General features: G+C 43.8%; 24 protein-coding genes. 9 read left to right on the top strand and 15 right to left on the bottom strand.

What is annotated here, in order from left to right:
- The first annotated feature begins 68 nt into the window (after window positions 1–68).
- Entirely contained in the window at window positions 69–1,496 is a 1,428-nt protein-coding gene (locus tag Q0R52_RS20715; RefSeq protein ID WP_295797947.1) for an aryl-sulfate sulfotransferase, read from the top strand.
- Window positions 1,497–1,502: 6 nt separating this feature from the next.
- The gene (locus Q0R52_RS20710; RefSeq protein WP_295797945.1) at window positions 1,503–2,528 is read left to right on the top strand and encodes a c-type cytochrome; all 1,026 of its coding nucleotides are present in this window, start codon (window positions 1,503–1,505) and stop codon (window positions 2,526–2,528) included.
- A 173-nt stretch (window positions 2,529–2,701) separates the two neighbouring features.
- Here the strand turns inward: Q0R52_RS20710 and Q0R52_RS20705 are convergent, their stop codons facing one another.
- From Q0R52_RS20705 to Q0R52_RS20680, 6 genes are all read right to left on the bottom strand, one after another.
- The gene (locus Q0R52_RS20705; RefSeq protein ID WP_295797943.1) at window positions 2,702–3,274 is read right to left on the bottom strand and encodes a peptidylprolyl isomerase; all 573 of its coding nucleotides are present in this window, start codon (window positions 3,272–3,274) and stop codon (window positions 2,702–2,704) included.
- A gap of 55 nt (window positions 3,275–3,329) precedes the next feature.
- Window positions 3,330–4,220: a DMT family transporter gene (locus Q0R52_RS20700; protein WP_295797941.1), complete on the bottom strand. Its 891-nt coding sequence runs from the start codon at window positions 4,218–4,220 to the stop codon at window positions 3,330–3,332.
- A 345-nt stretch (window positions 4,221–4,565) separates the two neighbouring features.
- Window positions 4,566–5,675, bottom strand: a complete 1,110-nt coding sequence (locus Q0R52_RS20695) for a hypothetical protein (protein WP_295797939.1) — start codon at window positions 5,673–5,675, stop codon at window positions 4,566–4,568.
- A gap of 120 nt (window positions 5,676–5,795) precedes the next feature.
- Entirely contained in the window at window positions 5,796–6,935 is a 1,140-nt protein-coding gene (locus Q0R52_RS20690) for a hypothetical protein (protein ID WP_295797936.1), read from the bottom strand.
- Complete coding sequence (locus Q0R52_RS20685; protein ID WP_295797933.1) at window positions 6,935–7,570, bottom strand: ABC transporter ATP-binding protein; 636 nt, start codon at window positions 7,568–7,570, stop codon at window positions 6,935–6,937. Before Q0R52_RS20685 ends, Q0R52_RS20690 begins: the two co-directional genes overlap by 1 nt.
- 191 nt (window positions 7,571–7,761) lie before the next feature.
- Entirely contained in the window at window positions 7,762–9,429 is a 1,668-nt protein-coding gene (locus tag Q0R52_RS20680; protein ID WP_295797930.1) for a D-arabinono-1,4-lactone oxidase, read from the bottom strand.
- Window positions 9,430–9,688: 259 nt separating this feature from the next.
- Between Q0R52_RS20680 and Q0R52_RS20675 the strand changes: the two genes are divergently transcribed.
- The gene (locus tag Q0R52_RS20675; protein WP_295797927.1) at window positions 9,689–10,612 is read left to right on the top strand and encodes an NADP-dependent oxidoreductase; all 924 of its coding nucleotides are present in this window, start codon (window positions 9,689–9,691) and stop codon (window positions 10,610–10,612) included.
- Window positions 10,613–10,808: 196 nt separating this feature from the next.
- On the opposite strand, the gene Q0R52_RS20670 is transcribed toward Q0R52_RS20675, so the two are convergent.
- A complete protein-coding gene (locus Q0R52_RS20670; RefSeq protein ID WP_295797924.1) occupies window positions 10,809–11,312 on the bottom strand; it encodes a hypothetical protein in 504 nt (167 codons plus the stop codon).
- A 342-nt stretch (window positions 11,313–11,654) separates the two neighbouring features.
- On the opposite strand from Q0R52_RS20670, the gene Q0R52_RS20665 reads away from it, so the two are divergent.
- From Q0R52_RS20665 to Q0R52_RS20645, 5 genes are all read left to right on the top strand, one after another.
- Window positions 11,655–12,440, top strand: coding sequence for a PASTA domain-containing protein (locus tag Q0R52_RS20665; protein WP_295797921.1), 786 nt, complete (start codon window positions 11,655–11,657; stop codon window positions 12,438–12,440).
- Complete coding sequence (locus tag Q0R52_RS20660) at window positions 12,424–12,735, top strand: rhodanese-like domain-containing protein (protein ID WP_295797917.1); 312 nt, start codon at window positions 12,424–12,426, stop codon at window positions 12,733–12,735. The genes Q0R52_RS20665 and Q0R52_RS20660 overlap by 17 nt, the downstream gene beginning before the upstream one ends.
- 1 nt (window position 12,736) lies before the next feature.
- On the top strand, window positions 12,737–13,792 hold the full coding sequence (gene mltG, locus Q0R52_RS20655; protein ID WP_295797914.1) for an endolytic transglycosylase MltG: 1,056 nt from the start codon (window positions 12,737–12,739) through the stop codon (window positions 13,790–13,792).
- The gene (locus Q0R52_RS20650) at window positions 13,792–14,199 is read left to right on the top strand and encodes a thioesterase family protein (protein WP_295797911.1); all 408 of its coding nucleotides are present in this window, start codon (window positions 13,792–13,794) and stop codon (window positions 14,197–14,199) included. The genes mltG and Q0R52_RS20650 overlap by 1 nt, the downstream gene beginning before the upstream one ends.
- 150 nt (window positions 14,200–14,349) lie before the next feature.
- Window positions 14,350–15,318 (top strand): YihY/virulence factor BrkB family protein, encoded by a 969-nt coding sequence (locus Q0R52_RS20645; RefSeq protein WP_295797903.1) that lies wholly within the window; start codon window positions 14,350–14,352, stop codon window positions 15,316–15,318.
- A gap of 43 nt (window positions 15,319–15,361) precedes the next feature.
- Here Q0R52_RS20645 and Q0R52_RS20640 read toward each other — a convergent pair whose 3' ends face one another.
- Window positions 15,362–16,243 (bottom strand): hypothetical protein, encoded by an 882-nt coding sequence (locus Q0R52_RS20640; protein WP_295797901.1) that lies wholly within the window; start codon window positions 16,241–16,243, stop codon window positions 15,362–15,364.
- A gap of 226 nt (window positions 16,244–16,469) precedes the next feature.
- On the opposite strand from Q0R52_RS20640, the gene Q0R52_RS20635 reads away from it, so the two are divergent.
- Window positions 16,470–18,911, top strand: coding sequence for a TonB-dependent receptor (locus Q0R52_RS20635; protein WP_295797898.1), 2,442 nt, complete (start codon window positions 16,470–16,472; stop codon window positions 18,909–18,911).
- Between the two features lie 106 nt (window positions 18,912–19,017).
- On the opposite strand, the gene Q0R52_RS20630 is transcribed toward Q0R52_RS20635, so the two are convergent.
- From Q0R52_RS20630 to Q0R52_RS20600, 7 genes are all read right to left on the bottom strand, one after another.
- The gene (locus tag Q0R52_RS20630) at window positions 19,018–19,875 is read right to left on the bottom strand and encodes a universal stress protein (RefSeq protein WP_295797895.1); all 858 of its coding nucleotides are present in this window, start codon (window positions 19,873–19,875) and stop codon (window positions 19,018–19,020) included.
- Window positions 19,876–19,924: 49 nt separating this feature from the next.
- Complete coding sequence (locus Q0R52_RS20625) at window positions 19,925–20,767, bottom strand: universal stress protein (RefSeq protein WP_295797892.1); 843 nt, start codon at window positions 20,765–20,767, stop codon at window positions 19,925–19,927.
- 12 nt (window positions 20,768–20,779) lie between these two features.
- Window positions 20,780–21,619: a universal stress protein gene (locus Q0R52_RS20620; protein ID WP_295797889.1), complete on the bottom strand. Its 840-nt coding sequence runs from the start codon at window positions 21,617–21,619 to the stop codon at window positions 20,780–20,782.
- A 108-nt stretch (window positions 21,620–21,727) separates the two neighbouring features.
- On the bottom strand, window positions 21,728–22,552 hold the full coding sequence (locus Q0R52_RS20615) for a patatin-like phospholipase family protein (protein ID WP_295797886.1): 825 nt from the start codon (window positions 22,550–22,552) through the stop codon (window positions 21,728–21,730).
- 9 nt (window positions 22,553–22,561) lie between these two features.
- The gene (locus Q0R52_RS20610; RefSeq protein WP_295797882.1) at window positions 22,562–23,917 is read right to left on the bottom strand and encodes a DUF3943 domain-containing protein; all 1,356 of its coding nucleotides are present in this window, start codon (window positions 23,915–23,917) and stop codon (window positions 22,562–22,564) included.
- Window positions 23,918–24,020: 103 nt separating this feature from the next.
- Window positions 24,021–24,989 carry an MlaD family protein gene (locus tag Q0R52_RS20605; protein WP_295797879.1) on the bottom strand — a complete coding sequence of 323 codons (969 nt, stop codon included), beginning with the start codon at window positions 24,987–24,989 and terminating at the stop codon, window positions 24,021–24,023.
- Between the two features lie 8 nt (window positions 24,990–24,997).
- On the bottom strand, window positions 24,998–25,726 hold the full coding sequence (locus Q0R52_RS20600) for an ATP-binding cassette domain-containing protein (protein ID WP_295797877.1): 729 nt from the start codon (window positions 25,724–25,726) through the stop codon (window positions 24,998–25,000).

Raw genomic sequence — 25,726 nt, 5'->3', positions numbered from 1 at the left:
CCCCAATTATCTATATAAATAAGAATATACGGCCTTAAAAAGCTGTATATTCTTTACCTTTTAAAATAATGAATACAAAAAAACGGGGTATAACAAAGCGTTGGGTTTGTTATTTAGCAGTATTAGCAATTGGCATAGCCTTTACCGGCTGCGGCAGTAAAGCTATTGTTAAAGAAATTCACGTTGGGTTACACAATAATAACGATTTAAAGATACAGGTAGATGTGACCACCAGCGGCCCTGCCGATGTGTATGTGGAGTATTGGGCAGATAAAGATAGAAGCGGCCGAAAATTCAGGTCTTTGTTGTCGAAAAACAAGGACATGAATTCGCTCGTACTTTGCAATATCGTTCCCAATACCGACTACGCTTACAATGTGATAAGCCTTAGCAATGGGGTAAAAAGTGTTAGCAAGGTGTACACTTTCAAATCGCACGAGCTGCAAATGTTTTTGCAGGATCAGTTTAAGGCCAAAACGGCGGATAAAACAGCTTTACCGGCAGAGTTTAAAGATGGCTTAATGCTTATCAATAAACGTTTTGCACCCGGGGTAGCCTATTTGGTTGACCACCAGGGACAGGTAAGATGGTATCATATGATCGATCGCCTTGGCTTTAAAGTGATCAATTTTACAAAAGAGCACACCTTGCTGTCCATTTTGGGACGCAATGATGAGCCAACCAGCTACGGCAGCGAGATACTGGAAATTAACCTGCTTGGCGATACATTATTACACCTGACCAAAGGTCAGGGCGATTTTCAGCAAACTATACACCACGAGATCCTAAAAAACGATAAAGGCCAGCTGGTGACTTTGTTTGTCGATCAAAAAATAATAGATCTTACTGCTATTGGTGGCGGCAAAAAAGACACCGTGAACGGCGATGGCATTATGGTAATGGATAAAACAGGCAAACAGCTTTACAAGTGGAGCGTGTTCGACGTGATGGACCCGTTAATGGATAAAAAACTGCTAAAAACAAAAAAGGACTGGATGCATGCCAACAGCCTAAATTATGATACCGATGGTAACTACCTGATGTCGTTTTACAACAACGGGCAAATCTGGAAGATTGATGCTAAAACCGGTAAAGTGATCTACAAATTTGGCAAAGGCGGCACCATAGCCTTGCCTGCCGAATGCAATTTTACCCAAGCCCACGCAGCCCATATCAATCAGCAGGGCAATTTGATGTTTTTTGATAATGGCGTTGAGAAACACCAGTCGGGCGTGTTTGCCATGAAAATTGATGAACAAAACAAAAGCGCCAAAATTGCCATGCACTTTCAGTTGCCCAAGCAGATATTTAACGGCCGCATGGGCAGCGCGTATATGATAAACGATACCAGCATTTTAGTATGCTGTTCCAAACGGCACATTATTGTATTAACCAACGCCAAAGGTGTGTTACAGTGGACGATGGAAACATCGGTACCAACCTACCGCGCCGGCTTTATTAAATTCCAACAACTTGACGACTATTTAAAACCATAGATAAAGATGAAAAAGATATACCAATATACAGCTATTCTGTTTGCCGCTTTGGTACTGGTAATTATGGGACAGCTGCTGTCATCATGCAATGCTACTGGTACCGGGCGGGCCAATAACCAGGATTCGTTGGCTACCCATGCCGATACGTTACTGACAGTTGATACCTCAAAAATCCCAAAGGGTAAATATGGCGCTGCCGTAAAATACGGGAGGGATTTAATGTTACATACTGCTTATTACATTGGCCCGGATGGGGTAAACGGTCATTACACCGGCAATAAAATGAATTGCACCAACTGCCACCGCGATGCAGGTACAAGGCCTTTTGCTTTTAACCTTGTGCGCTCTTTCCGCGATTATCCCCAATACCGGGCAAGGGAAGGCAGGATACTGTCGCTTGCCGAGCGGATCAATAATTGCGTGATGCGCCCCAACCTTGGCAGGCCTTTACCTTTGGATGGCAAAGAGATGATATCGATAATGGCTTACCTCAAATTCCTGAGTGATTCGTCACATACCGATAGTCATACAAAGGGCCTTAAAAACATGACAGTGGAACTACCTGATATAGCAGCGTCTTCAGACCGTGGCGAAAAACTGTATGCGCTGCATTGTCAGCGCTGCCACGCCCAAAATGGTGAAGGGAAAATGCTGGCCAGTAATGTATCCTATGAATACCCGCCAGTGTGGGGAATGCTGGCTTATCGCCCCGGCTCAAGCATGCACAGGGTTGTTAAACTGGCGCAATGGTTAAAAGGCAATATGCCTTATGATAAAACCACACCAGGCAAGGCATTTTTAACAGATGCTGAAGCGCTGGATATTGCAGCCTTTATTAACGACGATACCAAACATAAACGTCCGGCTCCTAAAACAACCAAAGAGGTTGATTACCCTTTTTACGAAGAAAAAGCCATAGATTATGACAAAGGACCGTTTAAAGACCCTTTCACCGAAACGCAACATAAATACGGCCCATACAAACCGATAATTGATTATTGGGAAGGTAAGGGGATTACGCCGGCTATTTGATAGTAACAAAAAATACGCTAGTTTAGCCACTGAAGCGTTTTTGTAAACGCTGATAATCAGCATATTTCACAGCGTTCGGGGTGTTCCGCGTGCAAAAATGGAACGCTTTGCTGGTGTAGGCAACGTAAAAGGTGGAGATAGAATAATCGCCGGCATTGGACACCGGCAATTGATCACTCCACCCTACTCACACTGTAGATCTTCACCGGCTTAACCAAATATTGCGAGGTATCTTTTTGTGCCTGTATTTTCTTCACCACATCCATCCCTTCGATTACCTTGCCAAAGGCGGCAAAACCCTGCCCGTCGGGGTTGCGGGCGCCGCCATAGTCTAAAGCCGGCTGATCGTTTATACAGATAAAAAACTGGCTTGTGGCCGAGTTTGGTCCGCTGCGCGCCATGGAGAGCGTGCCGTTTTTGTGCAACAAGCCGGTAAATTTGGTAGTTTCTATTTTTATACTGTCGAGGCTTAAGCTGTCAGGCACATTGCCGCCCTGGATCACCTGGATCTTTACTTTTCGGTCGGCCTCGTTAGCGGGTGTGCACACCCTGAAAAAGCTGCTGCCGGTGTACAGTTTCTTATCCACATACCGCATAAAGTTTGCAACCGTAACAGGCGCTTTGGCGGGGTAAAGTTCGATAGCTATATCGCCCAACCCGGTTTTGATGAGACAGTGTATTGTTGACTGCCCAAAAGCACTGAAAGTGATTGTTACTAATAAACAAAGGACGGCTATTTTCTTCATATCGCTTGGGTTTAGAATTATTGGGGAAGTTACTATTTTTTGACTTCATCGACCTTTAAATATCTTTTATAGGTGGAGTATCACTCGCCGGATGCGCATTCCTTTTCCCGGTTAGTGTAACGCCGGCACTTGCAACAATAACCAATGCAACCGCAAGCCATTCCTGAAATGACAAGTACTCATGCAGGAACAGGAGACCGGAAAACGCCGCCACGGCGGGCTCCAGGCTCATTAAGATACTAAACGTTTTTGCTGGTATTTTCCGCAGCGCATGCATCTCAAGCGTAAAAGGGAGGGCGCTTGACAGCACGGCCAGCGCAAGCCCCGGCAGCAGCATTACAGGTTTTAGGTGGATGAATAATCCGTTACCTATAGCAACCGGCAACACCAAGACAGACGCAAAAATCATCCCGATGGTAACGGCCTTTCCTCCATCCATTATTTTAGATATACGCCCGCCAAGTAAAATATAGGCTGCCCAAAGTGCGCCTGCAAGCAACGCAAACAGTACACCAAGAATGTCTAAACCCTTACTGCTCCATGGTGCAACCAATGCTATCCCCACGGCAGCAAGCAGAACCCATAGAAAGTCGATCAGGCGTTTTGAACCGACCAGGGCAAGCACCAGGGGACCTATAAACTCGATGGCAACACCCAAACCAAGCGGTATGCGGGATATTGCCATGTAAAAAATGGTATTCATTGCCCCTAACGTTAAACCATACAACGCAACTAATCTCCATTGCGTGGTTGTCAAATTTCGCAGGTTGGGCCGGTTAAAAATAACCAGGATGATGGCAGACAAAACTATCCTTAAAGAAGAAGTTGCGGCTGCGCCAAGTACAGGAAACAGGCCTTTTGCAATAGCCGCCCCACCCTGGAAACTGGTAATAGCCAATAGCACCGCGAACACCGCCGGAAATTCAAGCCCCTTTTTGTTCCTCATTTTATGCTTGTTTTGTCGCTTAAAATAATTATTTGGCCGACAACAGATGTCAGTTGAATGTCAGTTCAAAGAACAATATCGGGCGGATTTCATTTCAGCGTTCCATTTTTGCACGCGGAACACCCCGAACGCTATAAAAAACGCTGATTATCAAGCATTTAATTTTCTACATTTATCGATATTGTCGTAACAGGTGTTCGAAAAACCTTCTCCTTTGCCGTTATTGTCACCAACAAAACCGATGAACATTGTAAGCAGAATTAGCCCGCAGCTTTTTGCAAAGAGTAATATTTTGCACGCCAAATCCTGTCGGTGACAACACCAACATGGGCGAAAGAGGTAGCTTTATTGCTCTGTCAACGTATTTTGTTCACGATAATAACATTTCCAAAATACTCCAAACGCCACCATCAAATTAACCACAGCAACCACCCAAATCAGCTTAAATAGTATCATCCAAAAAATTGCTACAAACAAAAAGAATATCCACAGCATATACTTCTCCATATCCAGCCCGATATAGTATAACAGGCAATGAAACAGCATAGCGATACTGATACCAGCCAGTAACAACTCAACGGCAATCAGTGGGTTAAACCTGCTAAACAGCCAGATAGCTTCAGGCAGCATCAATATCAAATAAACCCCGGCGAAGCTGGCAAATAACTGCGCCCGGCTATAAGGCAGGCCACGGGTAAAACTCAGCCATTTTTCTTCGAAACAGCGTTCCTCGAATATCAGCTTTACATGGGCCACAACCACAGCCAGCAGGGCAATACCGGCCACACGGGTATCGTGCGCAACATCAGCAAACAACAGGAAGAACCCGGTTATCAATAGGTACGACAGGCCTTTGGTGATAAGCCAGGTAACCTTGTGCTGATCGAACACATTATAAATAAACAAGCTAAACCAGGGCTTGCGCCATTTGCTGCTGAGGGTTAACAGCCAGGTTTGGGTATTACCATCCACCAAATTATTAACTGTGCGGCGGTACAACACTGCGCCAAGAGTAGCCAGCAAAAACAGGTAAGCGATAATAGCCGCCGGAATTAGATAATAATGGTGCGCCACGCCCAATACCGCGGCAAACAGCCCGTAAACAGATATGGGCAACAGCAAAACCTGCTGCATATAAAACCAGCTTTTTAATTGTTTGCCGGGTGCGAACGCATTACTGCTGTAAAATAAAAACGCTTGGTTTACTGCCCCTATTTGCCCCACAACATAATGCCAGGTTTTAATACTATAAACAAGCCAGCACAAAAACACCACCCCCATCATTAGCGGACTGCTCGCAAGCGTTAGCATTAAAGTTTTATGGTAGTTCACAATCTGTCCCGGCTCAACCATGCCGAACAGCACAAAAAAGCCCACGGCCAAAATACCGGCATGCGCCCGGTAAAAACCCCGGGCAAATATTTTCAGGAGGATGGTGGTTAGTGGTGATTGCATAAGTTAATATTAAAAATTGTCATTGCGAGCGAGGAACGAGCGCGGCAACCGCGAACTCTACAGGGCGGCCCTGCATAGTTCGCGGTTGCTTCGTTCCTCGCAATGACATGGTGGAGAAGATTACCGCACATCCAACTCCTCCCTGTAATAATTCCCATAAAACAACATTAACGATATCCCAAAACAAACCGGCACCAATAGCCAAACGCAGCCAAACAATATTGCCAGCGAAATTGCAAAAAACAGGGCCAGCAACCAGGGTAAATAAGTATTCATGGCCAAGCCAATGCGGTATAATACGCAATGGAACAGCATTACAATCGCCATTAATAAAAAGAGCAAGCCGAAAGCTGTAAACAAGCCAAAGCCGGCAAAAAGCCATATACATTCAGGCAGCAGCAATAACAGCCATGTAAGTGTGTATTGTATATACAAACGGGTCAGGCTATATGGAAAGTTGCGGGTGATTGATAAATAAACCAGCCCAAACCTGTGTTGCTGGTATATCAGTACAGCATGCGCCATTACAACGCCAAGTATAGCAAATGCCGCAACCCTGCTGTCCGTCCTCACCTCTGCAAACGAAAACATTACGCTGATGATGACCATGTATGATAAAAGTTTCGACAGCACAAAAGCCAGCTTCAGCTTATCAAATATTTGATAAATAAACAGGCTAAAGAATGGTTTACCCCAGCTTTGGCCGAGGTTGAGCAACGTGCTTTGCCCTTTTTCGCGGACGAGGTTATTGATTTGTTTTAGATAGATAAATGCGCTAATGGCAATTAACAGCAGCGTAAATAAAATGATGATGACAACGGTTAAATAATGGTGAAACACCAGCCCGATTACCGACGCCAGCACCGCATAAAAAACAAAGGGCAGACTAATAATAAACTGCATATAAGACCAGCTTTTAAACTGCGCCTTGCGTTCTGCCGATAAAATGCTGTAATATAAAAACTGGTGGTGCTCAACGCGCAGCTGGCCGGCTACATATTGCCAGCTTTTAATGGTGTAAACAAGCCAGCAGGCAAAAAATAACAGCATCATGGCCGGACTGTTTACAAAGTTGATCAGGATAAAAAACTGGTAATACAGCTCTTTACCCGGTGGCAGCAGCTTAACATCGCCAAGCGTGTTGATGAAAAAGCAATAGCTAACCAATATTACAAACATAAAAATGAGCAAGCCGGAGTTTACTTTGTAAAAACCCCTGGCGAAAACTTTAACCAGTATATTGCTCAATGGCTTTGGCATCAGCGGGTAAATTGCAGGGTTTGGGCATCAACCAATAACTCGCCGGCATCAAGATGCTCGTCAACGTCCAGTGCCTGGTGCGATGATAGCATAAAACTTACGCCGTTGTCGCGATGCTCGTCGCGTATCCAGCTGTAAAGTATTTTTAACGATTCAGTGTCGATGGTGATCAGCGGCTCATCGAGTAATATCAGTTTGGGCTTGCCTAAAAATGCCAGTACCAGCGATAGTTTTTTCAGCATGCCGCTGCTATAGGTGCCGATTGGGCGGTCGATATAGCTTTGCATTTTCATGCTGCTTATAAACTGTTGCTCCTGCCCCGCCGGCGCATCTTTGGCCGATGCAAACAGCTTTACCATTTCCATCCCGGTTAAAAACTCCGGGAACAACGGCTCGGCTTCGGCAAAATTTACGAGGCGGCGGTAGGCAACCGGTTGTTTTTTTATGCTGATGTTGCCTTCCAAAACAATATCGCCATCAAACGCCAGAATGCCCGCAATTGATTTTAGCAGCGTGCTTTTCCCCGAGCCGTTAACACCTTTTATCCAGTAAATACCCGGCTCAATGGCAAAGTCATCAATTGTTAACGCAGGAAAATTCCCATAAAATTTTTTGAATTTTATAAAATGCAGCATGCAGGAAGGTTTTTGGTTAGATTGTTGGGGTGATGAATTGTTACAGAAATAACTGCGCAAAAAAATGAAATTTTCAGGTCTTAAACAAAGAGAAGAACCTTATACGAGTGCAAGGTTTACGACTTATCAGTCGCATACCCATCGCTCGTATAAGATTCTTCACGATCGTTCAGAATGACAAAGGGGTTAGGTTACGCTACCGGTATCCCCAATTTCCCTCTCCAGTAATCGTTTACAAAAACCTGGTTGGGGTCCATTTTGTACCTTAGGGCCATCCAATCGTTCCATTTTGAGTATTGATCAGAGAAGTAGGTTACTCCGGATGTGCCATTAACCGTATCGGGGATGTATTTGCCCCAGTGTGGGCGGTAGTTGAATGGCGCCAGCAAATCCCAAAAACTTTGGTAAAAATCCGCCGGATTACCTTTGTTATGGCCAAACCAAAACACGTCAATACGGATAACATCCTGTTGGTACGATGGGCTGAGCCAGAAATCATTTTGCCTGGCCGCATAAATTTCAGTACTGAAACTAAGGTCGATGGTAATCGGCTGTGCATCGTACCAGGCTTTCAGCGCATCCATCACCTGCTCCGACTGGTTAATATCTATCCACAGTTCGGTAAACCAAACCGGCATCAGCTTATCACTCATCTGGTTATCCATTGGCAAACCGGTATACCAGCGGTCAGAAAACAGCTGCGGCCCTTTATTCCTATTAGTGAGCGTATCAACAGTAACAAAAATATCCATTATGGCTGGGAATATTTTAGGTGCGTAGTTAGCTTCCACAACGGCCTTAATAACTTGATACTCCAGCGGTTTATCTGCTAAAAGTTTTTGCAGCCAATCCGGCCACTGGCCTATGGCGGTGTATAAAATATCGGCCGCTATAGTGGCAGGAATTGGGCTGCCGAAAATATAAGGCACTTCCTCATATGGTTTTAAGCCATCAGCAGGAGGCGTTGGTGGCGGTGGTACGGTTGGCGGGGTATTCATCAAGTCAAAAGCATGTTTTGCCCAGGCCTCCGCGCCGGCCTTGTCGGTACGTTTTGCCTGCCAGGTTACCATCCGCGCCAGGTCGGTGTCCGGCACATTATTTTGCTGCGGCCACCACATTAAGCGGGTATATTCAGTTTGCTCCAAAAATGCCTGCATGTCGGGCAAGCCGGGCGAATTGCCGAAAAGATTAATCGTGGTGCATTTATCGGCATATTCAATAGTTTCGGACCCTGCGATATAAAACTGCGGGATGCACTTGAAAGTCGCTGATACGATAACGCCAAGCAAACCCATAGAGGCAACACCCACAGCAAAGAACGGGTCATCGGGGTTACCATCTGCCGGCCGGGTAAAAGTAGTAATGGCCGCACCCTGGCCTGCCTGGCAGGCAACCACATCAACACTTATCACAGCATCTTCAAACGAATACTGCGTTGAGCCGCCTGATGAACCGGTCGACAAAAAGCCGCCGATAGTTTGATGGGTGATGCCACCCAAATCGGGAAGCGCGAGCGGGGGAGTCATGTTATCCAATTGATAACATAAGGAGTTTTCCACCGTAGAGATGCCCGTAGGGTCAAACGGATCGACACCGAGATGGCATCCTGCCTGCACTTTTACCGTGTTGGCATCAAGCATTTCGATGGCATACATTTCGGAAAGCATCACGTATTTGTAGGTTTTCCCGGTTACTGATTTTTTTTCGGTCTCAAGGTCGCCTATTAAAGGGAATGAATGGCCTGAGCCGCGAAGGCAAATAATCTCGTTGTTGGCTACAGCATCGTTTACGAGTGTAATTACGTCGGTGTTGTTTTCGGGCAACCAATAGGTAGCCCCGTTTACAATTATTGTTTTCATTGCTATAAGATTTAAGTGTGGCTAATTTAACTATTAATTATTCAACATTGCGCAATAATTTGACTGTTAATTTCGAAATATTATCGATTTTAACCAGGGAGATACACCGGCCGGCGCGGAGTACGCTAAGAATTAATCCTGCACAAACGTGTAAGTTTGATACATTGCTTTGTAATAAATTTTCTTTTTCTGCGCTCTTCGTGCATTCTCCGTATCTCTGTGGTTAAATTTGCCACACAAAACATTAAACAAACTACCCATGAAAACAATCCAAATTGAAACATACGGCGATTCAAGCGTACTACAGTTAAAGCAGGCCGATGAGCCGCAACCAGGCGACGGCGAAATTTTGATAAAAATAGCCGCCACCACGGTAAACCCTTTTGATATGAAGGTGCGCTCAGGTTCGATGCAGAAGGTGGTACCCGTTAATTTGCCATGGATACCCGGTTCGGACGCTGCAGGAACAGTTAAAACCGTTGGCAGCGGTGTCTCACGGTTAAAGGTGGGCGACAAGGTATTCGCGTCCTCATTTGGCGGCACATACGCGGAATATGTGGTCGTTAAAGAGGACAGCGCAGCTTTAATACCCAAAAACGTAACACTTAACGAAGCCGCAGCCCTTATCATACCGTTGGTTACCTCCTACTCATTTTTGGTAGAAGGCGGCGAACTGAAACAAGGCCAGCAGGTACTGATACATGGCGCTGCCGGGGCAGTTGGCGGAGTGATGATACAGTTGGCCAAAGCATTGGGCGCTTATGTTATCGGCACAGCATCGGGCAAGGGCCTCGAACTGGCAAAATCTTTAGGTGCTGATGAGGTGATAGATTATAAAAACCAGGATTTTACCAAACTGGTAAAAGATGTTGATTTGGTAATTGACCTTGCAGGCGGCGAAACCCAGGTTAAATCATTCGCGGTAGTTAAAAAAGGAGGCAAATTACTAAGCGCTGTAATGCCGCCATCGCAGGAACTGGCACAGCAGTACGGTATTACCGCGCAATTTATTTCATCCGCACCGTCACATAAAAAACTGGAGTTCGGTGCCAAACTGGTGGAAGAAGGAAAAATTAAAACACAGGTTGCCAAAACCTTTAAATTGGAAGACGCCGCCCAGGCACAGGATTTGGTTTCTGGTGGCGGGGTTAATGGGAAAGTGGTTATTGAAGTGGGTGGCTAAATAAGGTCCTCAACATCACGTCGTTGCGAGGAACAATCCGCCAGCTGGCGGACTACATAGGACAATCATTTTACGGTATAGTTGTGGTGACCTAAATGCGGCGGATAGGTCACCACAGTTTTATTGCTTCGTTGATTAGCGTACGTAGTCCGCCAGCTGGCGGATCGTTCCTGGCAATGACGATTTTGTTTTAATTTTACTTACTGATTTTAGTAAACACCATATGCCCCTCGGTAATTGATTTTGAGGTACCGCCGGTGTACGGGTATTGTTTGGCTACAAAACTAAAGTCGCCTTCAACCTTATTGCCTACCGTATCGCAAGTGGTAACGTTTATCGACCCGGATTGCGAATCGAAACTTAAAACCGGCGATTCCATATAGGTTAAAAATGCACCGGTGCCAAGGGCTGTGCCTGCTGTTTTGTTGCCTGTTGTTGGTGCAAAGTGAAACTCCAGTATTTCTACTCCGCCTTTATAAGCGTATACATCCATCATTCGGCCTACAGCAGCAACGCTGTATAATGTGGCATTTGCAGAGTCGACTGTTATGGCTGCGCCGCCGTCGAGCTTAAACGTAAATTTGCCGGTTGTTTTTGCCGGGGTTGGTGTTTTACTATCTTTTTTGCAGGCTGCAATTGCAAATGAAATAAACAGGCAAACGCCTATTATTTTTAAAAATGAAGCAGGGATTGTTTTCATGATTTAGTTTTGCGCAGTGCTTTTAATTGTTAAACTGCATAGCAAACCACGGGATAAATTTCAACTGTCGAAATACCATCAAAATGGCATATTTTACTAAGTACCACTCGCAACGCATTTTTCCGGCAGGCAATAACAACCGCAATAAACAACGATAAATTAAGTTTTATACCAGGCATAAATTTTAGGGATTTATAATTTGAGTGGATATAATATCCTGCAAATGAAGGTAAAAATTCAAAAAGGCGACCGTTCCAAAATCCGACATGGAAAATCCGACATCCGAAATAAAAAAATCCTTATGTTTGACTGTATTTTTTCTACACATCCCTAATAAAACAAATGAGTAAATTTTGGGCATATCTAAAATCCAGGCAATTCCGCGTTAATGTGCTGTTGGCCGTTGGCGTGGTTGTGGTGGTGTTTATGGCAATCATCTTCGGCTTAAGCATTTACACCCGCCATGGTACAGGCGTACCGGTTCCGCAGTTAAAGGGCCTGCAAGCCGACAAGGCCATCAGCATATTAAAAGACCAGGGATTTGATGTTAAGATAGATTCGGTTTACGTGCTCGACAAAACACCAGGCTCCGTTATCGAGCAGGACCCCGACCCGGGTACCAACGTAAAAGAAAACCGCACCATTTATTTAACCGTGGTAACGCAGCTTGCGCCGCCCATTAAAATGCCCGATTTAGAGCCCTATACCTACCGCGAAGCTATTGCTACGCTGGCGAACTACGGGCTTAAGGTTGGTGACACAACTTACAGGTCGGATATAGCACGCGACCGGATACTCGAAATGCGTTTCGGCGGTCAGCCCATAAAGGCGGGCACCCAAATACCCAAAGGCTCGCGAATAGACCTTGTGTTGGGCAACGGTGAAGGCGCCAGCGAGGTTGATATCCCCGATTTGGTGAACCAGGATCTTGACGCTGCTAAATTTGTGATAAAAAACGGTGGCCTTACCGTGGGTACTATCACCTACCAGGGCGCTATTACCGATTCTACCAGTTTAGTGGTTGTGTCGCAATCGCCTATGAAAACAGATTCGGCGAGCAAAACCAGCAATGGTACCAGGATAAATCTTACAGTATCGCAGGGTAAAAAAGATGCCATCAATCAATAGCCTGGAATTGCACGACCGCTTGCAAAGCGGAGAAACGTTAAACCTACTTGATGTTAGGGAGGAAATTGAATACCATACCTATAACATTGGCGGTAAAAACATTCCCCTTTCAAAGGTTAATGAAAACATAAACCAACTGGGGTATAACAAAACAGACGAAATTATTGTTATTTGCAAGGCAGGCCTGCGCAGCCAGACAGCAACTGACCTGTTAACGCGGAATGGTTACCTGCAAGTACGCAACTTAACCGGAGGGTTAATGGCCCTCCAAAAATTAAAACAACAAACACTTTAAAATGACTAATAAAAAAGCATCATCGGGCCATACTTTCAGAAAGTTTGTGGTAGTTATGGTGATAATTTTAATAATAGCAGTGGGCTTTACCGGTCTTAATTATTACTTAAAATACTATACCCCTAACGTTACCGATAAACAGGAATACCTTTACATACACACCGGCGCCGATTTTAACGCCGTGTATAAAACCATACAGGACAAGGGTATAGTGAAAGACACGGCATCGTTTTATAAAGCTGCCGAAAACATGAACTATGTGAGCCGGGTTAAGGCGGGCCGCTATCACCTTAAAAGCGGTATGAGCAATCGCCGGCTGATAAATATGCTGGCCTCGGGCACACAGGAACCGGTTAACTTCTCGTTCCATAATTTAAGGCTGAAGGAAGAGTTTGCAGGCTTTGTAGGCAAGCACCTTGAACCTGATTCGGTATCGATGGTACGCCTGCTCGATTCCGCAAGCTACCTGCAACAATACGGATTAACGCCCGATAACGTATACGTGGTGTTTATGCCGAATACTTATCAACTATACTGGAACACCACGCCCGATAAGTTTTTTAAGCGGATGTATGCCAATTACGAAAAGTATTGGACACCCGAACGCAAGCAAAAGGCAGCTGCCTTGAATTTAACCCCGGTTGAAGTATCTGTACTGGCATCAATTGTGGATGCCGAAGCCTTGCACGACGATGAAATGCCAGCCATTGCAGGCTTGTATTTAAACCGCCTCAAAAAAGGCATGAAACTGGAAGCCGATCCAACAGTTATTTTTGCCGAACACGATTTTACCATTAAAAGGGTTTTAACGAGGTACCTGTCGATAAATTCGCCATATAACACCTATTTGCATACCGGCCTGCCCCCCGGTCCTATAATGATGCCGTCGGTAAATGCTGTTGATGCGGTACTTGACTACCAACATAACGACTACATCTACATGTGTGCCAAGGCCGACTTTTCGGGCTACCACGCATTTGCTACAAACATGACCGACCATATGGTGAATGCTCATGCATTCCAAAAGGCGCTTAACGACAGAAACATCAGGAAGTAATGTTTGAGCATTCTACCAAAATACGGGTGCGGTATGGCGAAACCGACCAGATGGGTTACATGTATTATGGCAACTATGCCCAGTTTTACGAGGTTGGCCGAGTGGAAATGCTGCGCAGCATGGGGTTAACCTACAGCGGCATGGAAGCATCGGGTATTATGATGCCGGTTGTTGAACTCAGCTGCAAATACCTGAAACCAGCCCTTTACGATGAGGAAATTACCGTAAAGGTAATTATGAAAGAGATGCCGCGCATCCGCATCCATTTTAACTATGAGCTTTATAACGAAAAACAGGAACTGATAAATACCGGCGAAACCCTGCTGGTATTCATCAACATGACCACCAATAGGCCATGCCTTGCCCCGGAAGATTTCAGAAATAAATTGAAAGCTTTTTTTGAGTAAGTTTACCCGTAAATGATTTGTAGTTCGCCTCACCCTGCCCGCTCCAAAGGAGAGGGTCATGAAAAGGCTGCAGGTCAAGTCCTCTCCTTTGGAGAGGATTTAGGTGAGGCTACCAAAAACATTGTGGGGTAAATTTGAAAGCATCAATAAATGAAGTGGGCACATCGTATATTACTGCGGTTCGGGTTTTACAAAAGGTTCATTAAATGGTCGAAGGGGTATGTATTGCCCGGCTTCCATCCCTTGCCTTTGTATGACGTAGCGGCATTTTTCTCCCACGAAATACAGCAGCGTACCCTGCTTAACAAAGCGTCGGCACTGGCATTTAACTTTATGCTGGCTTTTTTCCCGGCCACCATATTTTTGTTTACGCTTATCCCCTACATCCCCATAAAAAACTTCCAGGCAGAATTACTGCGGGTTTTGGCGACGGTTTTACCGTATAACGCCTACATGGCGTTTGAGGCCACCATTGAGGATATTGTGCGGATACATAATGGCAGCTTGTTGTCCATCGGCTTTGTTTCAGCGCTTTACTTCGCCACCAATGGCATCGTAAATTTAATGCAGGCTTTTAACAGGTCCTCATTAATTATTGAAAAGCGGACCTGGTTTAAGAGGCGAAGGATTGCTTTATCCCTTACAGTGGTAATAAGTGTGGCGTTACTCGTCGCAATTACCTTATTAACCGGTGGTGAGGCATTGATAGCCCTCTTAAAGAAGCACATTGGGGCTGATAGTGTCTTTTGGATATACTTGCTTAAGCTGGCGCGATGGATAATCGTGGTGTCGATATTTTTTGTGACGATATCCCTGCTTTACCGCTACGGGCCCGCAAATAAACAGAAATGGAAGTTTTTAAGCACGGGTTCCATTATGGCTACCATACTGGCTATATTGACATCGCTGGGGTTTGCATATTATATCAACAACTTTTCATCCTACAATAAGGTATACGGCTCCTTAGGCGGGCTCATCATATTGATGCTCTGGCTGTATTTAAACTCCCTTATCCTGCTGATTGGCTTTGAACTGAATGCCAGCATCGAATACTCCAAACGGAACATTAAGGAAGTGAAACCGATGTTTAATACGTTCAGGAAAAGGCCTGTGGAATAACGTAAATCCTGCTAAAATGTATTATTTATAGTTAAAGACTATCCTATAAACCCTCTCCTTGAATTTTCTCTAATAATTGACAAAGTGTAAGGTCTGATACGGCATGCTTCGATTTCCCTTCTGTTCTAATTTGCTCTAGAGCTCGAATAATATCATTGCTATCATTTAAATTTTTGAATCCGCTACTGAAGTTGTTAGTTAACTTAGCGTGGTTGCAAACCCCAAGTTTACCAACAACATTCAGTACTTTAGGAACGTTGATAAAAAAATCGGTTTTTGTAGCTTTTTCATAACTGATATCAGTTACGTTTCCCATATATTCTCTTTTGCCCCATTCGGGTCCTAATTTTTTCAATCCAAAAAGCCTGGCATTACTATACATGGACAATTCTGGAACAGTATCTAACTCAAAATCCAAAAACCAAAATGTTATTTGCCCCCTATTTTTGAAATGTTCAGACTCAGTTAAATAAATTCCAATATACTTTCCACTTGAATTCTTATATGATAAACACATTCCCGAAACATAAGGTGATTCTATTTGAACCGGAATCTTCTTTCTTGCCCGTGCTTTTTCCTTAGGTTTGCCAATCTTAACAATAAAATCTTCTAACACTTTTTCCCGCTTTTTTAAAAAGGCCGCATCTGCATCTAGTTCTTCATTGTATTTTATATCTTCTTTTGTATCTACTATTTTTTCTACTTCTTCAAATATCTCTGTTGTTAACACCTTACACTCCCAACAGGCTAACGCTAATCCTAACCATACGTTTGTTCTATCATATACAAGATTTTCCTTTTGTTCTTCGAGGACAATTGTGGCGATGCAATCAGGATTTTCCCCCAAGTCATATAATTCCAGAAACCTTTCATGAATTTCACAAGTAGTATCATTACCTAAGATTACAGCGCTCCAGGCTCCCATAGTTGTAATTTCGATTAAGGTTAAAGTGATTTATTGGCAACAGATATATTTTAATGTCGTGGATAAATATATGGCTTCTGCTTTCAAAATCAAATAAACACTTTATGAAGATTTACAGGTCTGCGTCAACTAAATTTATCATTATTTAAACTAATTCTAAATAATATTTGCCATTCCAAATAGTGCTTATATCTTTGCGCTTAATTAGACTTAATCTAAATAACGAATGAAAGCACTATATCTCTTATCTACTCGTATCATTTTCCTGCTATTAATATGCTGCAGTATTGTTAAAGCCGATGACGACCTGGCTACCGGGAAAATATCAGGCACTGTAAAAACTTCTGACGGGCAGTCGGCTGCGTTTGTAACGGTATCTGTTAAAGAACTAAACCGCTCAACCAGCACATCCGACGATGGCAGTTTCGTGATTAGCAATATTAAGCCAGGTAATTATACCCTGGTGGTTTCATTTATCGGCACCCAAAGCCAGGAAAAGCCGGTTACGGTAATAGCCGCTAAAACCGTAACGGTAAATTTTGCATTGACCGAAACCTATTCAAAGCTAAACGAGGTTGTTATCAGCGCAAACAGAACGCCTAAGCCTGTTTCGTTAGACAAAGCAAATATCCGCGCGCTTGATTTACCACAAAGTACCGGAACCGTAAACAGCCGTGTTATTGAAGACCAGCAGATAAACAGGTTAGGCGATGCGGTGAAAAACGTTGCCGGCGTATCATCAACGCAAACCCGGGGTGGCGTAGGCGAAACATTTTCGGCGCGAGGGTACAGTATCGGTATAACAGGTGCATCGGGCAGTATCTTTAAGGATGGTGTATTAACCAACACAGCAGGCTTTCCTGAAGCAAGTACGCTGCAATCGGTAGAAATATTAAAAGGAAGCGCTGCATTGCAATATGGGAACGTATCTGGCGGGCTAATAATTAATATGGTTACCAAAAAGCCACAATTTGATGCCGGCGGCGAAGTATCTATGCGTTATGGCAGTTATAACATGTTCAAACCCAGCGTGGATGTTTATGGTCCGTTAAGTCAGAATATAGCTTTCAGGCTGATTGGTGTCTATGAAAACGATGGCAGCTACCGTAACCATGTATACACCGAACGGAAATATGTAAACCCTTCCCTACTGTTTAACCTCGGTAAAAAAACCACCTTGCTTATTTCAGGCGACTACCTGCGCGAAAGCCTGACGCCTGATTTTGGCATAGGTTCGTTAAATAACGGCCAGGCTATTCCAACTATGGTCCCCCGCTCGCAATATATCAACACCTCGTGGGCCTACAGCCACATGAACCAGTTTTCGGGCATGGCAACCCTTAATCACCAGTTTAATGATAACTGGCACTTAAACGCTATCATATCGGCCCAAGGCACCAATATCGACTCGTACCAGGCGAGCTTGCCCAACACTGTAAGCGCAACCGGCGAATGGAACCGCGGGTTGGCCAGGGCAAAAACCACTGAAAATGACTATACCGGCCAGGTAAACTTAACCGGTAAATTTAAAACCGGCTCAATCGCGCATCAAATTTTAGTGGGAACCGATGTTACCAAAGTTTTAAACATTACCAATGGCTTCAGCATCGATGGCAAAAACATAAGCACCTATGCCTACGATAAAATAAACACCATCGACCTGGGCAAATATGTGCAGCGCACCGATATTCCAAACGCAATGGATACCGCACGCATTAAAGCGCCTGTGTACCGTGTAGGAACCTACGTGCAGGATTTGGTAAGTTTTACAGATAAAATTAAGATGCTGGCCGGTATACGCTGGTCGTGGCAACAAACATATCAAACCGATATTCAGTACCTGCAAAAACATACTTCAGGAAACGGCGTAGCTATAACCCGCTACGACCGCGCCTTCTCGCCGAAAGTGGCGTTCATATACCAACCGGTTAGTACAAGCTCAATTTATGTTAGCTACAGCAACAACTTTATTGTGAATAGCGGCACAGATGTTAACACCGGGCAAGGTCTTAAGCCATCGCTGGTTAACCAATACGAGGCCGGCGTGAAAAATGAATTGTTTAATGGCAAAATTATTGCCAACGTGAGCGTATACCGCATTATTAACAGCAACCTGGCTGTAGTTGCTCCTTTTAAAGCTGACGGATCGGTTAACAGCGACAATACCGTAAAACAGTTGAACGGAGAAACTACCAGCGACGGTTTTGATATCGATGTAACAGGGCATCTTTCAAAGAATTTTTACCTTATAACAGGTTACTCGTACAACAATGCACGTTATACTAAAACAACGGGTTTAAAAGGTTCGCCGATATTAGGCGAAAGGCTGGTTATCGGCCCGGTAAGTACCGCCAACGCCACGCTATTTTACACATTTACCAACCCAACCTTAAAAGGGTTTAAAGTTGGTGCAAGTGCATTTTACACCGGCAACCGCATGGCTGGCTACAACAATACCGTTGGGCAGGCACAGGCTTACAGCAGGTTGGTTCCGGTTGGTGGTTTTACAACGCTCGACCTTTCAGCAGGGTATACCTACAAAAAGATATCGTTGCTGGCAAGCGTAACCAACGTTACCAATACTTTAAATTACCTGATACACGATAACTACAGCATTACACCAATCGCCCCGCGCCAGCTTTTAACAACGTTGGCTTATAAGTTTTAACCGACCCGCTAACGGTCGATATAATAAATAAAAAACCCCGGCTATTCGGCCGGGGTTTTGTATGGAGGGGGCGCTATTTGTTCGATGGTCTTTTATTCGAATTTCATTATTCCATTTCGGAAGGTATAACCATTAAAGGTATATTACTGCCCGCAACTACTGCTGCAGTTGCGGATTTGCTAAAAATGGTTGAAAAGAAACCGTGTTGATGATGAATAAGGGCCAGCATATCCGAACCGTTTTCCGCACACAGCCTGTTTAGTCTTTTCACAACGTCCTTCCCCCATATTTGCTTGTATGTTACATCAGCTTGTTTTATAGCATTAATATGGTTCTGAATTGCTTTTTCCTTTACCGGGTCGTCCTTTTCCTCAAAAACTGAAACGTGGACAACCTCCAGTTCAAAATTTAATTTTTGCCCAAGGTTGCCCAGGTAGTTAATAGCATTAATGGCCGACAACTCAAATGCTGTAGCCAGTGTTACTTTTTTCAAATGAAGCATCTCTGCCTTTGGTGGGATGATCAGTACCGGGCAAGGGGCATGATCAAGCACGTCCATAGTATCGCTGCCAAAAATCAGGTGGTCAATTGTGCTATCCGTACTATTGCCAATTACAACCAGTTCTACATCATTTTCCGCGATGACAGCTGCTATGTTTTTACCGAGCGCTCCTTCGCCACATAGGAAGGATATCTGCGGTTTAAAGCCGTCCCCGGCTAATTCGGCAATAACTTGCGTTAATTGAATAGTGAGTTCGCCTAATTGAGTCTCACTTTTGCTTTTACTTAAAACAAAAGCTTCGGCAACCCAAGGGCCGCCGGAATAATCCGGAAGAATTGGATGGTCGTAATAAGTGTTATAAAGCAAAATATCGGCACTTAAACTTTTGGCATGCCGGGCAATAGTTTTAGCAGCGTGGCCAGCATTTTCTGAAAAGTCGCTTAGCACCAGGATCGTCTTCATAACAAACGTTTTTAAACTATAAAACTATTATTTGCCAGCTGACCTGGTTTTATTTATTGCTTTCTGTTTTACTAAATGTAAGCAACGGAACCTTGCTATAAAATGAGTAAGCTTTAGCATTAGATGGTAATAGCAACTTATCCAACAACGGCCTCGATTGGTGTGTAAATAGTGCCAGCAATGATGGTTTATTAGATTTAACTGCGGCATCAATATCCTCTAATAGTGTGTGAGTGATATTTCTTTCCCATTCAAGAATGTTAACAGGATAATGTAGTTTCCTCTTTACAAACTCCTTTATGATTTGCTCAGCTGGTTGAAATTCATACGGATACGCAATGTGGATCATATCGATATCCGCACCGATGGGCCGCGCAAATGCGACTACTTTTTCCAGTTCTCTTTCATAATCTGTCATATCTGTTGCGTAAAGGATATGCTTTAACTCCAATACATGATAAAAACTCGGAACAGCCAGAACCGGTACCGGGGAGTGGCTGATTAGTTTGCTGGTATGCGTTCCAAATAGTTTCTTTAGCCTGCCGGCGCCCCTTGTACTGATGCAGATATAAGCACAATCGTGCTTTTCAGCATATTCCATAATCCCGTCGACTACATCTATATTGCTGTGCAGCACCATTTGGCATGGCACGCTCGGCCCCGCAGTGCCAAATAGCTCAGCAGTAAATGCCGTTAATTTACGCATGGTTCTATTTTTAAAGCGCTGCCAGTACTCGCTGTATGCCTCGTCGGTCCATTTAAATGGCCTTACTAAATGGTATACGTGCAAAATAATAAGCTCAGCCTTTCTTGATTTCGCCAGGGTAATGGCAAACTGGATCGCAGATTTCGATTTGGCAGACAGGTCTGTGGTGACTAATATTTTTTCCATGATTAAGGGCCTCTATTTTTGATGTGCAATAAACAATGGCCTGCATGTATTTTTCATTAGCAAGTCGGCCATGCTGGTTTTAAACCAGCGCGACACATTACCGCGCTGATACGCGCCAAGAACTACCAGGACATTTTTGGGGATATTTTTAAGATAGTCTAAAATTTCCTCTTCCGGGTCGCCCTGTAATAAGGTATAAACTGCCTTCGGATAATGGCATTGGATAAATTCACGTACGAGGTTCTCGTCAGGGAGCTCCCGGGCTTCTTTAGCGTCGGTAACTGAGATTATTTCCGTTTCCTTGTCACACATCCACGGCAACATATAGTTAAACATTTTGATTGCATGCACAGACGAAGGTTTTCCATCGTAGAGCAAAACAACTTTTTCAATTTCGTGGTACTGCCTGGGAACGATTAGTACAGGACTTTGCGTTTCGGCTAAAAAGTCCCGGATGAAATTGGTTGGAGCTTTCTCGTTAATATGGCTCATGTTCTCATCCGCCCCTATCAAAACAAGGTCGCTGTAAATACTTTCCTTAAGTAATTCCTGCAAAGCAAAGTTCTTGTCGTGGTGAATGGCGTAAGAAATACCGGCTTTTTTGCAAGCCGACTCAAAAACAACAGACGAGATTAGTCTTGTCTCTAAGTCGTTTTCGCGCAGGCATTTTATTTTTGCCTCAGAAACTCCCTGGCTTCCAACCAAGTCATACAATCCATAACTATGATATAGGAAAGACTCAAGGAAAACGCCAGATAATAGCGCGCTACTGCTTTCGGCAAGCTTAATTGCATAGGTCAGCGTGCCTCCCGAGAATTGTAAGCCATCAAAAACGGCACTTATTTTTTTCATAGTTCGCAGATAAATACTCTCTAATCACAGATTGCTCAATGATTGTTTTCAACTCGAAAACCGATACACAAATTAAGTGAACAGCTTGCCTCTACCCCATGATATCTATCAGGTTTTTAACTGACTGTTGTCATCATTGACCATATTTACCTGTGGTATAAACTCAAATGTCTGCTGATGAACAGTTTCAGCCAGCATAGTCAGCGCCTTATTCTCTTTAGCGGTTTGATAACCAAGTTCAAATAACCTGTCAGCGTATTTGATATCGAACATGCTATACTTATCCAATTCCGGCTCAAATAAAATGTCACATAAAGCGGAGTTTTGCGCTACATTTTTAGCGATGGCCATATGAAAGCACTGATCGAATACATGAAGCCTATCCAAATTTTTGGCTGGTTTGTAGCGGCGGTTTACGTGTGAACCTATGATTTTATCGCATTTACCCACCAGGCATTCAGCGGGCAGGTTATTAAGCACACCACCGTCAACAAGGTACTGTCGACCATGTTTTTTGGGAGTAAACAGCACAGGGACCGAAGATGAGCCGATCAGCACATCAATTAACTGGCCTTTAGAGAAAGTTACTGAAGTCCCGCTAATCATATCGGTAGCGGTTACATATAAAGGAACGGAGAGCCTGTCAAAATCATCCATAGGTAATGCCGAATTTAATATCTGTTGCAGACCTGTGGCAGTAAACAGCCCGCCGGAAGACAACACGATTTTAGCCAGGCTGTTATTTTCTTTAACAACGTCCAATATTTGTTTAGGAGCCATGCCTGATGCATATAAGGCGCCGATAATAGCACCGGCGCTTACGCCAGAAATTACACCGGGCTTTATACTCATTTCATCCATTAGTTGTAAAAGCCCAAGGTGAGCGATTGCCCTGGCTCCTCCACCAGAAAGTACTAATCCTACTGTTTGCATCGTTTTAATTTATTGGATACTTATATCATACCTGGCAGATATCCTCAAATAAGGATAGTTGCGATTTACATTTGCAAAGCGAACGTAATGGCCATGCAGTGTAAAATATCCGCCCTCGGCACATGCAGAAAACCTCTCCGCAAACCGGTACCTCACTTCACTGGAAAGGGTGTGTAAAAAATAGTAAGACTTATTCCCGTTAACGGTTTTTAACCAGCCTCCCCTGTAGTTTAATGTGTAATAAAACTTGTTGGCGAATACCACACTTCCGCCGGCGTTTACTCCTATACCCATACCATAGTCATAGTTACGGCCGTAATACATGTAGCTGTCTGGTACTGCCCCTAATATTATTAGCCCGGTACCAAAGTTTGTATTTACTTTACAAATTTTTCCCAGCTTTAACTCCGAGAACAGGTTAAACTTTAGACTTTGCGCACTATAAAAAAACGACTGATTGTTAATATAATCGTAGTTGGCCGATAATACTACCAAATGGCGAAAATCCTCGGACGACCGGATGCGCCAGCCTATTAATGAACCGTACACGCTGATAATGTTCACTTTTGTAGAATCGTCCTTTCCAAATTCGGTATTTATTGAAATATTGCTAAACGGGGTTTTAAAGTCTTCATATGGTGTTCCATATAAAAGTTTAATATGTCCGAACCAGCCAAAGTCGCCCCCTTGTTTTCCTCCATTAATCTTTCGTATGCCGAGATCAAACTCCGCGTTTATAACAGAAGAGTCGCGCTCCGGTGAATTGGGAGCCACTTTACCCCATTTCCCATTCATTATCCTGGTTAAGCCATTCATTGGGTTTACTATCATCCCAAAAACTTCGCTAACCTGGCGTTTAACGCCGCGTGTGCGATTATTGACGATTTTGTTAGACAGGCGATACGTCATCTCGCCCAATACGATCCCACCAAAACCTGTATTGATAAAATCGTTTGTTGCCGGTGGCTGATTTTCAGCAGCAGTTTCCCATATATAACTACCCACAAGTGCAGCAGGTGCGGCTTGCCAGAAACTATACCCGTTGGCCCTGTACGCATTAAAAAACAAACTACCATGATAAGGGTGCCCAAACTGATTAGTGCCAAGGGGATCGTTATCAAAAGCCCAACTGGATGGTTTAATATTATTACTTAAAGTTTTAAAAGATATATAATAAACTTTGGCATGTCTGATATACCTGTCTACGACATATGGTGAAATTTCAGCCAATCCTAGCTCCAGGGCCGCACGGCCGAACTTTGGTTTACTTAAAGTATCTGTTGACCGGGCCTGAGCTGTCGACAATGCAGGTAAAAAACATAAAAAGATGAGTTTAAGCATCAAAAATCCGATCCTGAGTTTCATGATCGCGAAGGTTTTAAATACTTAAGATTGTCTGCCGCAAAGGTCGCAGACGCATAGTTAATAAATAAAAAACAGAGCAACGGCTTACTTTTTAATATGTCCATTACTTAGAAGTATTTTTCTTGTTTTTTGCCTTTTCCAGGTTTTTGAAATAGCCCCTGAATAAAAAATTATGCTTCAAAGCTTCCATATTCTGGTTAAAGCCATCGGTGCCTTTTTCAATATTTTCGAGGCTGCGGCTTATGTTTTGGGCTGCAGCTGAATCTTTTAGCAAAACATTCCAGGGTCCTTTGCTCCCTGTCAGGTCTCTGTTCAACTGCGTAACTAACTTGTCTGCATTTTCGCCTGCCATGCGAATTCGCAGCATAGCCTCCCGTAAGTTTTTCGCGAAGCTTGAATCTGCCAGTAGAATTCCAGCCCCACCCTTGCCTGCTTTAATCTGTGCTACCAATGTATTAAGGCTATTGGTCATTTCACCTGCATTTGCTGTGGTTTGATTAATGTGTCGTAACGATGATTTTAAACTCTTTCCAATGCCGTCGTCATTAAGCAAATCCATGAGGGCGCTCTTGTTAATTCGTAAAACAGTAATCTTTAAGGCATCAGATATGCCGGCAATGTTGGTGTTGGTTTTAGCCAGGGTTTGCAGCATTTCGTCCATATTAATATTTTTCTGACTGGCCAGCAGATCTCCTTCTTCAATGCGTGGGCTTTCTCCGGGTGAAGGCAAAATATTTACGATTTTATTTCCCATCAAACCCTCGGTGCCGATGGCGGTAACCGCATTTTTATGAATGTATGCCCTAACTTTATCATCAATTAATAAAGTAACCTCTATGGTAGTATCGTTAAGCAGCTTTATGGTTTTGACTGTACCGGCCTGTATGCCCGAAAATAACACGTTGCTGCCTTCGGTTAAACCGTTTAAATTTGAGAAGTGCGATTTGACCGCAAAATTACTACCGAACAGGTTATGATTTTTGCCTATCATATAAAAAGCCAGGATCAGTACCATTAGTCCTGCCAATACAAATACACCGAGCTTTAGGTTGTTTTCTCCCTGGTTTGCCATAATAATATTTATTCAAAAAATTGCTTTATGTGTTGATCTGTTGAGCGTTCAAACTCGTCATATTTGCCCTGTGCATAACATTTCCCATCAAGTAGAAGCGCCACACGGTCTGCCGTGTTTTTCACACAATTCATGTCATGGGTAATAATGATTGATGATGTATGATATTTTTTTTGAAGCTTTAAAATCAGGTTATCTATTTCTCTTGCTGTTACCGGGTCGAGGCCCGTAGTAGGCTCATCGTACAAAATAATTTCCGGCTGAAGGATCATCGTTCTGGCCAGGGCGACCCGTTTGAGCATCCCTCCTGACAATTCCGCCGGCATCATTTCAACGGTATGGGGCAAGCCGACATTTTCTAAGGCCTCTATAACCAGGCCATCCACCTTTTGCTGCGAAAAGTCAATCCAATGCCTGCGCAGTGAAAACTCCAGGTTTTCCCGCACGGTCATAGAATCGTACAGTGCGTTCCCCTGGAATAGGAAACCTATTTTTGTCCGCGTTCTGTCTAATTCTTCATGATTAAGATCCGGAATATTTTCACCAAACACCTTAATTGTTCCGCTGTCGGGTCTCAGTAAGCCAATAATACATTTAATAAGAACCGACTTGCCTGATCCTGATTTGCCCAGCACTACCACATTTTCTTCTTTCCCAACCTCCAGGCTAAAATCATTCAACACCACATTGGTCCCAAAGCTTTTATATAAATGTTCTATCACAATAACAGCTTCCAT

Origin of the sequence: Mucilaginibacter sp. (genome assembly GCF_025359345.1) — a bacterium.
Taxonomy (GTDB): Bacteria; Bacteroidota; Bacteroidia; order Sphingobacteriales; family Sphingobacteriaceae; genus Mucilaginibacter.
Note: the sequence above shows the minus strand (reverse complement) of the source record. Positions and strands in the feature narration are given on the sequence as shown.